We start from the raw sequence: 15696 nt of genomic DNA, 5'->3' as shown, positions 1-15696 counted from the left end.
GAGCGCAATCTTTATGTAAAATCATGAAAAAGTGTTTTTCTGCTGGTAAAAAAAGAAGTTGAAAAGAAGGTGTTTTTTAATGACATCAACATTAGGTATTGTGACCCTTTCACCGAAGTATGAAGAGGCATTCACACGTGGGCTAGCCAAAGCTGCCCCTGCTTATGGTTTAAAGGTTGTCCGTTTTACACCACTTGATTTAAAGCCGGCTTCAAATTTGATACAAGGTCAAACATATACGAATGGTCATGGATTCGTCGCAGCAGAATTTGAGATTCCTGACTTGATTTACGATCGATGCCTTTACAAGCATGACGCACAATCTAAAAAAGCAAAACCAATCATGGATTGGCTGAAAAAGTATCCGAAAACAGATTTTTTGAATACAGGTATTTCAAATAAAATGATGCTATTCGAGCAGCTCCGCCTTCTCCCTGCTTTACAGCCATATTTACCTGTCTGCTCATTATTAAAAAAGACATCAGACCTTCTCAGCATGTTAAGGAAAGACGGTTATTGTAAAATGCAGCCGCTCTCTCAACACCATGCAGCATCTACTTACTTCATTTTCTTAAAAGACAACACTTTCACTGTTCAGCTAAGTCCCGAGCAAGTCATCACATTTTCGCGTCCATCAGATATAGAGCGCTGGTGTAAAAAATATGTAGGCCGATATTTCCTTCAATTTTTTCAGACGAGTGATGAAAAAGACTTTTTATTCAATGAAATAAGGATTTTCCTGATGAAAGATTCACAAAATCAGTGGAATCGCATAGGAATTCACACAAAATCACCTACAGAAAATAGTCATTTAAGCATTACACAAAAATCAGCAGCCATGATAGGCTTTGATCACTATCTAAACACCTTGCAGCCGCACATCAAAGAACTTCTTTTAGATGATATTGCATCCATTCAAGCATCTCTGCCAGCATATATAGATAAAACCCTTTCCCCTTGCTTTGAATTCGCTGTAGACTTACTCCATACAAGTGAAGGCAGGCTTTTCATATCAAATATAAGATCAAAACCAGGGCGATCCGCTTTTTTAAAAGCTTATCCTGACAAGGAAAATCATTTGATTCGTACCATTCTTGCACATGCCCAATCGATGAAGTCACAACCGAAGGAGGTATCTTATGAACAAAAATCGCTGCATCATCGCTCCTCATCCCACAAGTGAAAAAACAATTCATCTTCCCGTCCGTTTTAAACAGCAGGAGGCGATCTATTCTCTTGCTTTAGGTTCCCGTTTAATAGATGACTTCACCGTTTCCTATCATCAACATCCGAAGAAAATTTTATTATCAGAAGATCTATATAGAGATTTACGAATTCCTTATCAATCAAAAGCTGATGTGATCGCCATTGATCATACCCTGTTTTTAGGGCCACTGCTTGGTATTTTCACCGCAGGTTTTGAGCAAAGCACGCAGCCACTCGGAACGAGATCAGACTTTTTTATCAAACTGCTGCGCTCTTTCAAACAACATGCCGGTTTTGCCTATCTTTTTGGTACTCATTCTATTGATTGGGATAAAGGAATGGTAGAAGGATTGTTGTACCAACAGCAAACATGGGTTAAAAAACAGATGCCCCTGCCTTCAGTCATTTACGACCGTCTTCCAAGTAGAAAGGCTGCTCAGTCAGCATTCATTCAAGAAACAAAACGCAAACTCACTCAAGACTATGATATTCCTTGGTTCAACCCTCATTTTTTTAACAAATGGGATATTCATGAACAACTGTTAACAGATGAAAAAACATGTCCTTTTCTTCCACATTCCATACAATTGGACCCGGTGGACGCTCTAAATAAAATAGAAACACTCCTCCATCTACATCAGGTCATTTACTTAAAACCGTCAAACGGCAGTCACGGCGACGATATTTATCAATTAAACAAGAAGGCTCATGGAATCATTGTATGCTCAAATCAAGGAAGAGCTGTTCCATATGACTCATTAGAGGATTTCGTGACCAATCTCCGGAAAGATCACGCAGTTCAAGACTTTATGGCTCAACAAGGCATTGCACTTCTTCAAATAGACAATCAACCAATGGATTTCAGAGTCCATACCAATAAAAATAAGTACGGTCATTGGACAGTCACAGCAGCAGCAGCAAAAATTTCTGGCAATCACACCGTCACGACTCACCATTCACATGGTGGCTCCGTGAGAACACTTTATGATGTTTTTCCAGAAAAGAAGAAGCGTTTCAAAATCTTAGAGCAGCTTTCTTATACGGCCATCACGCTTAGTCAGGTAATTGATGAAAAAATGTCCGGTCATATTGGTGAAATCGGTTTTGATTTAGGTATTGATCAGACAGGAGCTATCTGGATGTTTGAAGCCAATTCTCGCCCTGGCCGCGAGGTTTTCCAGCATGTCTCATTGCGAAACTCAGAAAGGCTGATCGGCAAAAGAATCATGGATTACGCATCTTACCTTTCACAAACGACCTCAACAACTACAGACCATACAAACGTCTACTGACTGTTTTTCGTTTTAAAGTGAGGGTGCTATGAAATCTATGCTTTTCCTATGCTCTTTTCATCAGATGAGATACAATAAAATCAAGTTCAAGGTTGTTTCCGTATTGTCGTGTTTATTTATTGTTTCATCAATAAAAGCAAGGAGGCAATAATGATATGATTTCTCATTTTCAATGGAAACCTCTCTTTAAAAAAGCACAATTGCCAGGCTGGAAAATATCCTTTTTTCACAATGGTGCGCACTACGAAGGCATCTACCACAAAACAGGTGATATTGAATGGGGCTCTCAGCTTCCGCCCCATGAAGTCGAACCAACATTAAAAGAAGAAATCCACGAATTAATGCTATTCCATGTCTATGATTAAACTGTTTAAGGAGCTTCGCCATGTTAGAAAAATTAAAGCTTGTTTACGGAGAGCATATCATCAGCTCCCCTACAGATGATCATCAAATTCTTTGGTACCAAACAGACGAAGGCGAATTATTTGGAGTAGACAAATCAAAGCTTACAGCTAGAGAAACACTTCTTCTCAATACTTTCCTTACACCAATTGATCTTTCTCACACAAAGCAGACTGAGGATGAACAAAAATGGTACAGCTATCTTTTTGATAACAAACCACTAACTGTTCAGCACCCCGTCCGTGTATATTATTTTAAAATGTCACATCAAGCAGAACAAAGGCAGCAAATAAAAGAGGCTGTGGTCCACAGCCTCGAACAAACTCATTTCATTTGGACAGGCGCTCATACCGCGATGCTGATTCAAACAAACGCTACATCAGAAAATAGTCAATTAGAGCTGCTATATGATTTGTCTCTAGCCATTACAAGTGACTTTTTAACAGACTCAGTCTTTTTACAAGGACAGCTCCATTTGCCAAATGAACATTTACAGAAGAAATTGTTAAAAGAACAGCAGCTTGTCTTGGGCCATATGCAGCGAGCTAAGCCTAGGTCAGGGATTTGCACAATTTATCAATGTCTACCCTCACTCTTACGTTATGATGAATCCGCCCTCTCTCATGCTATTTCAGATGCTTTTAAAGAGGCGGTCCTTGATCGGGACGTTTACCGTACCCTCATGACTTATATGCAATGTAACTTAAATGCATCTAAGGCAGCAAAAGCTTTATATGTTCACAGAAACAGCCTTCAATATCGAATTGATAAATTTATTGAGCGAACAGGAATTGATATACGACATTTTCCAGAAGCATCTGCCGTCTATTTTATGATGAATCTTCTCGACCTTTCATAACATTCAGTGACATGAGCACCCTGCCCAAAAATGAAAATGAGATGTTGTGCACGTTGTCCATTTACAGACGCTTCCCCATTTTATACACTTTACTTACAAGTAAAGCGCTTTCAATAAGTAAATGGGGAGGTTATCATCTATGGCTGAAATGATGCTCAATCAAATTTATAAAGTGTATGATAACAAGGTAACAGCAGTAGACAACTTTAATCTACATATAGAAGATAAAGAATTTGTTGTGTTTGTTGGTCCATCTGGGTGCGGAAAATCAACAACCCTTCGCATGATTGCAGGACTTGAAGAGATTTCACAAGGGGATTTTCTTTTAGACGGAAAACGGATGAATGATGTAGCACCAAAAGACCGGGATATCGCAATGGTTTTCCAAAACTATGCATTATACCCTCACATGAATGTATACGATAATATGGCTTTTGGATTAAAGCTACGGAAGTTCCCGAAAGCAGAAATTGATGAGCGGGTTCGAAATGCCGCTAAAATATTAGGCCTTGAGCAATATTTAGACAGGAAACCAAAAGCACTGTCTGGAGGTCAAAGACAGCGTGTTGCACTTGGGAGAGCAATTGTGCGTGATGCAAAGGTCTTTCTTTTGGATGAGCCGCTTTCTAATTTAGATGCAAAACTCCGCGTTCAAATGCGTGCTGAAATATCTAAGCTTCATCAGCGTCTGCAAACGACATTTATCTATGTCACACATGACCAGACTGAAGCTATGACAATGGCTACTCGTCTTGTTGTAATGAAAGATGGCTTTATTCAGCAGGTTGGAGCGCCGAAGGATGTATATGAAAATCCAGAGAATGTATTTGTAGGTGGATTCATTGGCTCTCCTGCGATGAATTTTTTTACAGGAAAGCTCTCTGACGGTGCCATTGCAGTTGGAAAAACGCATATACGTGTACCAGAAGGAAAGATGAAGGTATTACGCAGCCAAGGTTATATCGGAAAAGATATCATCCTCGGGATCAGACCAGAAGATTTTCATGATGAACCAGTGTTTATTGAAGCATCTGAGGGCACAAAGATCGATGCCAACGTAGAAGTTGCTGAATTAATGGGAGCAGAAACGATGCTTTACTCTTCTCTCGATGGTCAGTCTTTTATTGCACGTGTTGATTCTCGTACCGATGTTCAGGCCGGACAATCTATACCTCTTGCCATCGATATGAACAAAGCCCACTTCTTTGATTCGGATACGGAGCTCCGCATTCGTTCCGCTGAATAAAGAGATATATGCAGTGCCATCACTCATGATTGAGTGATGGCTTTTTTGCATGTTGAACAACATTTACCATGTACTTTTCTCGTATGTTTTTTTCGGAAATCACCATAATACTTAGTACAAAGAAGTTACTGCATTGGGTTTCGCCAAGTGGCAAATGACTTGATCATTTCGCTGGTGCGATTCCAGCAAACCCAACCATAAAAAATCATATACAAAAAGGAGATTCACATCATGGCTAATTCTAATAGTTCAAATCAATTACTAGTTCCTGGAGCAGAGCAAGCAATCGATCAAATGAAATACGAAATCGCTTCTGAATTTGGCGTTAACCTTGGAGCAGAAACTACAGCTCGTGCTAACGGTTCAGTTGGTGGAGAAATCACAAAACGTCTTGTGTCTTACGCTCAACAACACATGGGTGGAACAAAAGCTTAATTTCATATCTGGATCATAGAAGGCACCTCTTAAGGTGTCTTCTTTTTTTGTTATTCCCCCTCACCAATCTCCTTTCCAGCTCATATCATGGAGTAGAAAGGAGCGAATCTTCATGGACATTATTTCCGGTATGAACTTTGAACTTCTACAATTCGTAGGTATCTCTCTATTATGTGAATATGCTCATAGTATTCGGTCCTTTCATCTTTATAAAAAAAGCATCACATAAAAGTTGTACCATTTTGGGTTCTTTTCACTTATAGTATGTAGTGGAGGGATCGAACAGATGAAAATAGCTCTTTTCGGTGCTCATGGACGTGTAGGACAAGCATTTCTTCGTTTCGTTCAAGTAGATGATCGTTACATCGTTCGTTCATTGATTCGGACAAACCGAGAAGAAATGCTTGCGGGTATGTTTCAAGTCACCGGCAATTCAAGAAATCGAGAAGATGTGCTTGAGACGATCAAAGGAGCAGATATTGTTGTGAGCTGTCTATCGACAGATGGTGATGATACATTATCTGTTTCAATGGAACATATCGTACAAGCCATGAAGCAATCAAATACATCAAGAATTATTACAATAGGTACAGCAGGTATTTTAAAGGCAAGGCAGCAGCCGGAACTTTACCGTTTTGAAACAAATGAATCAAGGCGGACCACTTCCCGAGCAGCTAAGGAGCATGCCAAAGCGTTTGAACTCCTTCAATCGACTGATTTAGATTGGACCATTATTTGTCCAACCTATTTACCAGACGGAGAAGTGACACGGTCATATCGCTATGAGAAAGATTTTCTCCCTATAGATGGAAAGAAAATTTCAGTTGAAGATACCGCACACTTTTTATATCAGCAGTTAAATTCGAAGGAATTTGTACATCAACGCGTCGGCATTGCTTACTAATGTCGCATAACGAGTAAAGATCGAGGTCTAAAACGATTTCTCGACTTTTTTATGCAAATAAAAAGAGCCTCATTCATAATGAATAGGCTCTTTTTGTGATTCATCAGCTGTTTGCCACAGCACCTTTTTGCAGTTCGTACATTTGCGCATATAGCCCTTCTTGCTGCATGAGTTGATCATGACTGCCCCGCTCGACAATTTCCCCTTTTTCTAAAACCAAAATCATATCGGCTTTCTTAATGGTGGATAATCGGTGAGCAATGACAAAAGTTGTTCGTCCTTCTTTGACAACATCAAGCGCTCGTTGAATGATCGCTTCTGTTTCTGTATCAATGTTTGCGGTGGCTTCATCTAAAATTAAGATCGCTGGATTGTATGCTAGTGCACGAGCAAATGAAATGAGCTGACGTTCCCCTGAGGAAAGAGTACTTCCCTTTTCAACGACTGGTTCATCAAATCCTTCTGGCAGATGCTTCAATAACTCTACTGCGCCTACTTGTTTTAATGATGCTTCAATCGTTTCTCTTTTAATGTCTTCATTTCCTAAGCTGACATTGGATGCAATCGTTCCGGAAAATAAATACGGGTCTTGAAGGACAATGCCCATTTGTTTCCGCAACGTTTGCCGGGACTGGCGATAAATGCTTTCTCCATCAATGAGAATGTCTCCTTGCTGAATGTCATAAAAACGCAGCAGTAAGTTCATGATCGAGCTTTTCCCAGAACCAGTATGCCCCACAAGTGCAACCGTCTGGCCTTTTTTGGCCTCGAACGTAATGTTCTTTAATACATTTTTCCCTTCATTATAAGCAAAGGTGACATCTTGGAACTGAACGTGTCCTTCCATTTCCTTCTGAACGGGTTCTTCCACTGTTGTTCCTGGCTCATCCAATAATCGGAAAACCCTTTCCGAGGAAACCCGTGCTAATTCCAATCTCGAGAATTGGTTCACAATGCCTGTAATCGGCTGAAATAATCGATTTAAATAATCGACAAACGCATAGAGCACACCAATCGACACAATCCCCGTCGCACTTAAGGACGCACCGCCAAAATACCAAATGAGTGCCACATAGGCTAAATTCCGAAGCAGGTTAACTAAGTTATGCGAAAGAAGTGAATTTAAATGGAGCATCTTTCGCTGATATCGAAAGTGATTGTTGTTCAGCTCATCGAATTCCTCTTTCGTCACTTTTTCATGGCGAAACGCTTGAATAATGGTCATCCCTTGAATGGCTTCATTTAGCTTGGCATTGATGTCACTAATGATCGAACGAATGCGGTGATTGTACACCGATGCAAACTTTCTGTAGGTCATTGACCATAGGAAAATAATCGGTACCGCCACTAAACAAATGAGTGCCAGCTTCACATTTAATAAAAACATGGCAATATAAATCCCAATCATGTAAATCGCACTCGTCACGAAATTGGCGAGGACTGTCACATATAAATCACGAATGGTTTCTGTGTCATTGGTGATCCTCGCTACGACCTTTCCAGCAGGTAAATTATCAAAATACCGGATAGGCAGTGTTTGAATATGCTCAAATACATCAACCCTCATTTTTTGAATAATTCGGTTGGCTATTCGCTGTAACAGATAATGCTGCGTATATTGAAAGAAAATCGCAATAACGAGAAGCCCTAGATAAAATAGAACAAGCTGCACCAAACCACTGATTTCCGGCTCATAAAAAGAGAAAATTTCCTCTTTCGATAAACGCTGTACTTGATAGGTCTCGCGCTCGTTTCCATTTTCAATGGTAAGCTGATCTCCCGATATCTTTCGGTTTCCATCAAAACGAATGGGCTCATTCACAAAATAGTAACCGAATCCGACCTGCACCACATTGATTTGTTTTCCGGATTCCATATCACTGTCTAATCGATCGCTTCGTATATAGTTATTTCCCTGGTAATAAACGGTTTTGTCTGTTTTTTCATTGACCTCGACATAAGGCTTTTCTACGCCTAAAATATGATCATCAATCATTTTCTTCCCAATAAATGGTCCTGTCAGTTCAGCACCTACTGCAATGATGAGAAAGATCAAGGCAACAGACAGTACTTTCTTATAAAGGAGTGCGTAGGCAAGGAGTCTTCTTCCTGTTGTCATGCCTCATCCCCTCCTTCCAGCTGGTTTGTCAGCTGCTGACGCAGAAATTGTTCTTTGTACCATCCATCTTGCTGAATAAGCTCTTCGTTAGTTCCCTTTTGGACGATGCGTCCTTCTTCCATGACAAGTATGAGATCTGCATGCTCAACAGCTGATAGACGATGAGTCGTAATAAACGTCGTTTTTCCATGACGATTTTGCCTTAAATTTTCTAAAATAGCGGTTTCTGTTTTTGCATCTACCGCAGAAAGCGAGTCATCCAGTATTAAAATGTCGGGATCTATTAATAAAGCGCGTGCAATGGAAATTCGCTGCTTTTGTCCACCTGACAGCGCCACACCTTTTTCTCCGACCATGGTTTCGAGACCCTCAGGCAAAAGACGTAAATCTTTTTCAAAATAAGCATCTTTGATCGCTTGTGCTAATTCATTTTGTTTTGCGTCTCGATGACCAAAACGCATATTCTCTTCTACACTTTTAGAAAAAAGAATATGATCCTGCGGTACGTATCCGATCCATTGAAATAGCTGATCCAATTCGATCTCTTGGATTGGGACTCCTGATAGCAGGATTTGACCATCACCTGTTGGGTACTGGCGCAGAAGCTGTTTTACGATAGTCGTTTTACCGCTTCCTGTTTTGCCTGTAATTCCGATCGTTTGCCCCTTTCGAATCGTAAAGGACACATCAATTAAATTATCTTTAGGGGAAGTTGGATACCTAAATGTCACGCGATCAAACTGAATATCGCCAGGCTCTTGTAACGTTTTTGGCTGAGAAGCGTCTGTGACATCCGGCTTGTAGCTGAGTGTATGATTCAACCGGTCTAACGACGCATTTCCTCTTTGCATAATATTAATCAACTCGCCGATCGCAAACATTGGCCAGATCATCATCCCAAGATAGACGTTAAAAGCGACAAGCTCACCAATGGTTAAATCACTTTGGAATACAAGATAGGCTCCGTAGCCAATTCCTATTAAGTAGCTGACACCGACAAGTAATTTCACTGTCGGCTCAAACAATGAATCAATGACCGCCACTCTCATATTTTTTTGAAATACATCATCTGTCATTTGGCGAAAGCGTTCGACATCTTGCTTCTCCTGTACAAAAGACCGGATGACCCGGACACCTGCGACCGATTCAAGGACGCGATCATTCATATCACCAAATGCATCTTGAGCAACTGTAAAGCGATCATGAATTTTGCTGCCATAATACGCAATCAAAAGCGCCATCAGCGGCATAGGGATAATCGCCATTAAAGTTAATTTCCAGCTAATCGTCAGACCCATCGTAAAAAAGATCATCAGCATATAAGCAGTGGAATCCACCAATGTCAGAACGCCAAAGCCTGTCGTTAAAGCTACAGCATTCAAATCGTTTGTACCTAATGCCATTAAGTTACCAGTTTTTTTCTTTTCATAAAAGGTGGGTGTCATCTTGAGTAAGTGGCGCATGAGTTTCCCGCGCATTACACGCTCCATGACATTTGCGCCGCCAAATAACTGATACATCCAAAAATATGTCAGTGTATAGACGACGACACCTAGCAAGCAAAAAATGGCTACATAAAACATCATACTAGATGTTGTAAATTGACCAGAACGAATGTCATCCACTGCCTGCCCAAGGTATCTTGGCGGCAGCATTTCAAGCACATTCACAATGAGCAGGAGCGTAATGGCGATCGTATAACGCCTCCACTCTTGTTTGAAGAACCAGCCTAATTTTGTAAATACTGAAAACATGTTTGTCTCTCCTTTTAAAGCTAGCCGCTTTCTAGATTTTCTTGGCTGTCACCTTGAATTATTTTTTTGGTTTTTGTCATTTGTCTTGTTTTTGGCATGTTCACATGCTTTCACTCCTCTTCATTTACTTGTTGATCTCCATCCCTTTATTTCGGAATGCGAAATGAATACAACAAAAAAAGAGGCAACCAGCAATCTGGTACGCCTCTTTTCGTCATGTAAAAAGGCGCATGTTGACAAATACGCAACATACGCCTTGATTCATCCGATCAATTGGAACATACGAGTCCCTTTTCAATGACCAATGAAGGTGTAATTGTCACGTGAATCAACCCATTCATGCAGTTTGATTTCATTCTTCCAATGTTGCACATGACATTTCCTCCTTTTGGCTCTTGAATCTTTTTTTATCTTATAGTGGCTGTCACCATTTTGTCAATAAATATTTTTCAATAAATGAAATTTTCTAACAAAAAGTTCACCACCTTCATGTGTATCTTTTTCAGATAACGGGTATACCATGAGTGTAAAGACTCCTTTTGAAAGGAATGAGGACATTGTTTCAAGCTGATCGGATGGTCGTTGCGTTTGATGGACATGAAGACAGTAAGAAAGCATTAAAAAAGGCAATCGCTTTAGCCAAAACCTTGAATGCCAAGCTGACCGTTGCCTATGCACATGATGGCAAATCAAGCAGACAGGTGTTTGATGCACCGCGCCCAATGACTGGCGGAGCTTATATCGGCGGCGGCATGGCAGACCTTCAAACACCCCCTGTGTATGTACCTCATGATGAACAGCAAAGTCCCTTGATTTTTGAAGATCATACAGAAGAGGTCGTTGCAGAAGCAAGAATGCTTTTAAATGAGGAGCAGTTTGAAGCTGCGATTGAAATTGTTGAGGGGGAACCAGCGGAAGCGATTATCGAATATGCTGAAGACATATCAGCAGACCTCATCGTCATGGGAGCACGTGACCAAAGCAGATTGAAAAAAATGCTCTTTGGCAGTGTAAGTGAAAAGTTATCATCAAAATCAGATATTCCTGTGCTTATTGTAAAATAAAAGAATCACAAAAGGCTGTAAACATTCGTTTACAGCCTCTTTTTATTTATGAAGAAATCGATGCTTCACTTTCCTGTTTAATTTTTTGCTGGAAGCCTTCCTGTACACGCTTTGTTAACTCTCCTGGAACGCCTTCACCTACTGGCTGACCATCAATTTCAACAATCGGAATGACTTCAGCCGTCGTCGAGCTGATGAAAATTTCCTGCGCGCGCAGCAGCTCTTCTTTACTTATACGCATTTCTCCAACGCTGCATCCCTCTTCTTCACATACTTCAAGAAGCTTTCTACGGGTAATGCCGTTTAGAATAAAATTGTTTGCGGGATGTGTGCGAATCACGCCATCAATGACGGCATATACATTCGAGGAAGTACCCTCTGTCACAAAACCGTCTCTAATCAGAATGGCTTCAAACGCACCAGCTTCAGATGCTTTCTGTTTTTCCATGACGTTATATAAAAGATTTAAGCTTTTAATATCACATCTTAACCAGCGAAGGTCCTCAGATAATATAGCCTTTGCACCAGCTGTCTGCTCATGAACAGGCTTTTTCACCTGGAACGTATATGCTGTGATTTGAGGAGTGAGAGAATTGCCATATTGATGTTTACGAGGTGCGACGCCCCGTGTGACTTGAATATACACGCCGCCATCTGTTAATTGGTTATGGGCGACGAGCTGTTTTAACTTTTCTTCCATATCTGATACTGCACCTTGAAGATGAATGCCGATTTCTTTTGCACTCTTGAACAAACGCTCTGTATGCTCTTTTAATGTAAACAAATTCCCATTGTATACACGGATGACCTCATAGACACCGTCACCAAATTGATAGCCTCTGTCTTCAATATCCACATGTGCATCCTTTTTTTCAATGAAATCGTCATTATACAATACTTTCATACGGAATCTCCCCTTCGCTTCGCATTAATGGTTGAATCTGATGCTATCTTAGCGGATAAATGGGTATGTTTCAATGATTATTCAGAATTATTTCACATCATGATAAATGGTCAACTTTCTATTGTAACAAAGATAGACTCATAACCAAAAAGATTCCAATTTTTTAGCATCTTCTATATTCATAGGCTCTTTTTTCCTGTATACTTACTCCATATAAACACGACAAAAAACAGTGAAAAAAGACAGAATCTACTACATGATTCGACAAAAATTTTTGATTTATTGGAGCGATTGTAATGCAACGGGTTACGAAAAAACAGACACCTTCAAACACGATGCTGCTCTCAAAGGCGATTGGTTTAGTGATTCTGTCACTGATCCTCTTTTTTATTTGGGATATATCTAAAACCAATATGCAGGCAGCAGACCAGCCGGCTAAAATGTCTGCGAGCAGTCAATTCCGAGACACAAGCACAAGTCTGAAAGCAAAAGATGATTCTACGAAAACATTAGATGCACATTTTAAGATCAACCCAAACAAACACGTAACGGATCAAACGATCTTTTTAACCTTTGATGATGGTCCGTCAGCGACATCAAACCAGCTTTTAGATGTGCTCAAGGCGCATCAAGTAAAGGCTACATTCTTCATGCTTGGGCCGCAGATTAAGGAACATCCGGCCGCTGTGAAAAGACTTCATCAAGAAGGTCATCAGTTAGGGCTTCATGGGATCACACACGATGTGAAACGCTTTTATCAAAAAAGTGATTCTCCCGTTAATGAGATGAAGGAAGATCAGCGCATTTTGGCTTCTGTCACAGGAGAGTATTCACATCTTGTGAGAACACCTTATGGCAGCGCCCCAAATTTAACCGATCAGCAAAAAGCACGTTTAAAACAAAAAGGCTTTATCTACTGGGATTGGACAATTGACAGTCTTGACTGGAAATATAAAAGCTCAAAATATGTACCAGAAGTATTGAATCAACTGCAAGTGCTAGAGACAAAACATCCAAAGGAACCAAAGATCATCTTAATGCACGATCAGCCAGCGACAGCAAAATACTTAAACAGTTTGCTCACACAGCTAAAAGCAAAGGGCTATACATTTGAAGTACTTGATGAAACGATGAAGCCGCTGCAACAATAAAGAAAGACCCTGCACCTTTTTTGGATGCGGGGTCTTTTATGAATTATAAAGCTTTCACGAGATCGCCAATTCGCTCATGAAAGACAAGATCAAACAATGGATCGTATTCTGTTTCACTCAAATTCATCATCACCTTGAAGATGGAAGGATTTTGAGCGGCATCTTCTGGAATATATCTTGCTGGCACTACTTCTAGGGAGGTTCCCATGACGAGCAGAAGGTCCGCTTGCTGAAGTGATTTCTCTACTTGATCAAAATGTTTAACCCTGTCTCCAAAAAGGACAACATCTGTTTTCAGCACTTGCCCACATGTCCGTCCGTCTGAGGAAACCTTTAGACATACAGGCACTTCTTCTTGTAATAAATAAGGCAATTCATATGTCGCTTGGCATGATGGACAAGTAGCTGTTTGAATGGAGCCGTGAAGTTCATATACATGCTGGCTTCCTGCTTTTTTATGCAGGCCATCAATATTTTGGGTAAAAATCTCTACAAGTTTTCCTTGTTTCTCAAGGCTTGCTAAGAAGGTATGCCCGCTATTCGGCTCGTACTCCCCGCTCATTTTCATCTGAAACAATTCCTTGAATTTCGGCCAGAATTGATAAGGGTTTGATAAAAAGTAGGAGCGGCTCATCGCTTCCATGCGAGCGGTGTCTTCAGTCCATAAGCCGCCCGTTGATCTAAAATCGGGAATACCTGATTCCGTGCTCATCCCCGCACCTGAAAGCACCATTATATGTGAAGCCTGCGTTAATTTCTCTCTTAGCACTGCCACCTTTGTTTGATCCACGCATCCTTCCTCCTTTATTCACTCAGCTGTTTTTCACCTTTTTGTTTCATGTAAATGGTCTGTCCAGGGAAGGCAAATTCTACACCTTCTTCATGGAAGATATCCATAATACGGTAGTTAATGTCCTGTTTGATATTCAGGTTTTCAGCCCAGGCCGTCGTGTTTGTGTAAAAGTTAAAAAATAAATTCAAATAACTGTCTGCCAGTACATCGAGATTCACCATGATTGTCTCCTTGTGCACCCCATCATGCTCATAAAGCATTTGTTTGAGACGTTTGATACAATGGTCCAGATTTTCCTTTGGTGTATTGTAGGATACACGTACGGAAAACGTAATTTGGCGTTTATTCATTCTCGTCCAGTTCGTGATTGGTTCCTTTGAAAGCGTAGAATTCGGAACTGTCACGACAGCTTCAGCAGGTGTTCTAAATTTTGTACTTCGAAATGTAATGTCCTCGACAGTCCCAAGAACACTTGGCGTCTCCACAAAGTCGCCCATTGTAAAAGGCTTCTCTGTAATGATAACGACCCCTCCAAAAAAGTTCGCCACCGTATCCTGTGCAGCAAGCGCAAAGGCTAGACCCCCTAGACCAAGACCTGCCACAAGTCCATTTACATCATAATTAAATTCCTGTGCAATGACACTAATACTTAGTGCAATAATAATGAAACGAAGCACCTTTGATAAAAACGGCGCTAAAATATCATCCATTTCTAATTCAAATTTCGAATTTACTTTTTGAAATAAGAAAGAAGAAGCTGCGGTTAAATTACAAAGCCCCCATGTCAGCATCAATATAATGGAGGATCTATATAATTTGACGATGACATCCATATGATGCTCAAAGTATGGTGCCTGTCTTAACGCCAAATATAACCCAAGTGCAACAAAAAACAGTCTGGCTGGCTTTTCGAATGCCACAACAATTTGGTTAATGACCTCCGTTTTAGACCGATTGGTCAGCCTAAAGAGAAGATGAAATAAGTACTTCGTAAATACTTTCCGAAGCAATAAAAAAAGCAATAAAATACAAAGGCTAATACCGATTTGGATCGCAACATCTACTGTAAAATATGTATCCATCCATTTTTGTGTAATCATGTTTGTCTCTCTCCTTTAAAACAATCCTCTCTAGTTTATAATATAACCTTCGTTTATGTCCTCTCATAAATGTCTGACCTCTAAATAAAAAGCCTCGGGATCAGTCCCGAGGCATGATGTTCAATTATGAAATTTTGGCTAGAGACATATCGACGGGCAGCAAACTACTTTTTCTTCTGAGCCTGATCAAGGAGAGTCGCTTTAAACATTTCAGCATCCGTTTCGGCCTTAATACGTTCTTCCACTCTAATTCTCCCTTTACCCAATCATCTCGCCTCCTTTTCATCATTATAAAACATCAGAATTTTCAGTCAACATGACGAAAGCACTAATATTTTGGCGAACGCTGACGATTTGGACAAAATTGATCGAAGAAAAATTTGATGTACTTCAGATTTACTCAATCATGGCTTGGGATATTCCTGCAACTTTTTACATTTGTATTCTCATACTTTCTTAGCAATCCG

General features: G+C 40.3%; 15 protein-coding genes. 9 read left to right on the top strand and 6 right to left on the bottom strand.

The genetic code is table 11. The annotated features are described in order from the left end of the window. The first annotated feature begins 79 nt into the window (after positions 1 to 79). From NSS78_RS04945 to NSS78_RS04915, 7 genes are all read left to right on the top strand, one after another. Complete coding sequence (locus NSS78_RS04945; protein ID WP_050945403.1) at positions 80 to 1183, top strand: YheC/YheD family protein; 1104 nt, start codon at positions 80 to 82, stop codon at positions 1181 to 1183. Beyond that, complete coding sequence (locus NSS78_RS04940; protein ID WP_137054842.1) at positions 1140 to 2498, top strand: YheC/YheD family protein; 1359 nt, start codon at positions 1140 to 1142, stop codon at positions 2496 to 2498. The genes NSS78_RS04945 and NSS78_RS04940 overlap by 44 nt, the downstream gene beginning before the upstream one ends. A gap of 155 nt (positions 2499 to 2653) precedes the next feature. Beyond that, positions 2654 to 2863 (top strand): YheE family protein, encoded by a 210-nt coding sequence (locus NSS78_RS04935; protein ID WP_003211787.1) that lies wholly within the window; start codon positions 2654 to 2656, stop codon positions 2861 to 2863. Between the two features lie 20 nt (positions 2864 to 2883). Further along, positions 2884 to 3759, top strand: a complete 876-nt coding sequence (locus NSS78_RS04930) for a helix-turn-helix domain-containing protein (RefSeq protein WP_050945405.1) — start codon at positions 2884 to 2886, stop codon at positions 3757 to 3759. A 139-nt stretch (positions 3760 to 3898) separates the two neighbouring features. Further along, positions 3899 to 5005, top strand: a complete 1107-nt coding sequence (ugpC, locus tag NSS78_RS04925; RefSeq protein WP_003212351.1) for a sn-glycerol-3-phosphate ABC transporter ATP-binding protein UgpC — start codon at positions 3899 to 3901, stop codon at positions 5003 to 5005. A 231-nt stretch (positions 5006 to 5236) separates the two neighbouring features. Continuing rightward, positions 5237 to 5440: an alpha/beta-type small acid-soluble spore protein gene (locus NSS78_RS04920; protein ID WP_003210761.1), complete on the top strand. Its 204-nt coding sequence runs from the start codon at positions 5237 to 5239 to the stop codon at positions 5438 to 5440. Between the two features lie 286 nt (positions 5441 to 5726). Continuing rightward, positions 5727 to 6344, top strand: a complete 618-nt coding sequence (locus tag NSS78_RS04915) for an NAD(P)H-binding protein (RefSeq protein ID WP_003212493.1) — start codon at positions 5727 to 5729, stop codon at positions 6342 to 6344. A 103-nt stretch (positions 6345 to 6447) separates the two neighbouring features. On the opposite strand, the gene NSS78_RS04910 is transcribed toward NSS78_RS04915, so the two are convergent. Together NSS78_RS04910 and NSS78_RS04905 are read right to left on the bottom strand one after the other, a co-directional pair. Next, positions 6448 to 8463 carry an ABC transporter ATP-binding protein gene (locus NSS78_RS04910; protein WP_212046115.1) on the bottom strand — a complete coding sequence of 672 codons (2016 nt, stop codon included), beginning with the start codon at positions 8461 to 8463 and terminating at the stop codon, positions 6448 to 6450. After that, positions 8460 to 10217: an ABC transporter transmembrane domain-containing protein gene (locus tag NSS78_RS04905; RefSeq protein WP_212046116.1), complete on the bottom strand. Its 1758-nt coding sequence runs from the start codon at positions 10215 to 10217 to the stop codon at positions 8460 to 8462. Before NSS78_RS04905 ends, NSS78_RS04910 begins: the two co-directional genes overlap by 4 nt. Positions 10218 to 10774: 557 nt before the next feature. Here NSS78_RS04905 and NSS78_RS04900 point away from each other — a divergent pair. Further along, positions 10775 to 11281, top strand: a complete 507-nt coding sequence (locus NSS78_RS04900) for a universal stress protein (protein ID WP_003210990.1) — start codon at positions 10775 to 10777, stop codon at positions 11279 to 11281. Positions 11282 to 11327: 46 nt separating this feature from the next. On the opposite strand, the gene dat is transcribed toward NSS78_RS04900, so the two are convergent. Beyond that, positions 11328 to 12185, bottom strand: a complete 858-nt coding sequence (gene dat / locus NSS78_RS04895) for a D-amino-acid transaminase (RefSeq protein WP_106032305.1) — start codon at positions 12183 to 12185, stop codon at positions 11328 to 11330. A gap of 296 nt (positions 12186 to 12481) precedes the next feature. Between dat and NSS78_RS04890 the strand changes: the two genes are divergently transcribed. Next, positions 12482 to 13336, top strand: coding sequence for a polysaccharide deacetylase family protein (locus NSS78_RS04890; protein ID WP_137054845.1), 855 nt, complete (start codon positions 12482 to 12484; stop codon positions 13334 to 13336). 43 nt (positions 13337 to 13379) lie between these two features. On the opposite strand, the gene NSS78_RS04885 is transcribed toward NSS78_RS04890, so the two are convergent. From NSS78_RS04885 to NSS78_RS04875, 3 genes are all read right to left on the bottom strand, one after another. Next, a complete protein-coding gene (locus NSS78_RS04885) occupies positions 13380 to 14126 on the bottom strand; it encodes an NAD-dependent protein deacylase (RefSeq protein WP_137054846.1) in 747 nt (248 codons plus the stop codon). A 14-nt stretch (positions 14127 to 14140) separates the two neighbouring features. Then, a complete protein-coding gene (locus NSS78_RS04880) occupies positions 14141 to 15229 on the bottom strand; it encodes a mechanosensitive ion channel family protein (RefSeq protein ID WP_212046117.1) in 1089 nt (362 codons plus the stop codon). 164 nt (positions 15230 to 15393) lie between these two features. Beyond that, entirely contained in the window at positions 15394 to 15495 is a 102-nt protein-coding gene (locus NSS78_RS04875) for a YhdX family protein (protein WP_017360338.1), read from the bottom strand. Between the last annotated feature and the right edge of the window lie 201 nt (positions 15496 to 15696).

It is taken from the genome of Bacillus sp. FSL W8-0920 (genome assembly GCF_038593215.1).
Classification (GTDB): Bacteria; Bacillota; Bacilli; order Bacillales; family Bacillaceae; genus Bacillus; species Bacillus pumilus.
Note: the sequence above shows the minus strand (reverse complement) of the source record. Positions and strands in the feature narration are given on the sequence as shown.

Excerpts from the sequence above, each read along its gene's own strand:
- ugpC (WP_003212351.1), top strand. The coding sequence starts at position 3,899 with ATGGCTGAAATGATGCTCAATCAAATTTATAAAGTGTATGATAACAAG.
- NSS78_RS04920 (WP_003210761.1), top strand. The coding sequence starts at position 5,237 with ATGGCTAATTCTAATAGTTCAAATCAATTACTAGTTCCTGGAGCAGAG.
- NSS78_RS04935 (WP_003211787.1), top strand. The coding sequence starts at position 2,654 with ATGATTTCTCATTTTCAATGGAAACCTCTCTTTAAAAAAGCACAATTG.
- NSS78_RS04910 (WP_212046115.1), bottom strand. The coding sequence starts at position 8,463 with ATGACAACAGGAAGAAGACTCCTTGCCTACGCACTCCTTTATAAGAAA.
- NSS78_RS04915 (WP_003212493.1), top strand. The coding sequence starts at position 5,727 with ATGAAAATAGCTCTTTTCGGTGCTCATGGACGTGTAGGACAAGCATTT.
- NSS78_RS04940 (WP_137054842.1), top strand. The coding sequence starts at position 1,140 with ATGAACAAAAATCGCTGCATCATCGCTCCTCATCCCACAAGTGAAAAA.
- NSS78_RS04890 (WP_137054845.1), top strand. The coding sequence starts at position 12,482 with ATGCAACGGGTTACGAAAAAACAGACACCTTCAAACACGATGCTGCTC.
- NSS78_RS04880 (WP_212046117.1), bottom strand. The coding sequence starts at position 15,229 with ATGATTACACAAAAATGGATGGATACATATTTTACAGTAGATGTTGCG.
- NSS78_RS04945 (WP_050945403.1), top strand. The coding sequence starts at position 80 with ATGACATCAACATTAGGTATTGTGACCCTTTCACCGAAGTATGAAGAG.
- dat (WP_106032305.1), bottom strand. The coding sequence starts at position 12,185 with ATGAAAGTATTGTATAATGACGATTTCATTGAAAAAAAGGATGCACAT.
- NSS78_RS04905 (WP_212046116.1), bottom strand. The coding sequence starts at position 10,217 with ATGTTTTCAGTATTTACAAAATTAGGCTGGTTCTTCAAACAAGAGTGG.
- NSS78_RS04930 (WP_050945405.1), top strand. The coding sequence starts at position 2,884 with ATGTTAGAAAAATTAAAGCTTGTTTACGGAGAGCATATCATCAGCTCC.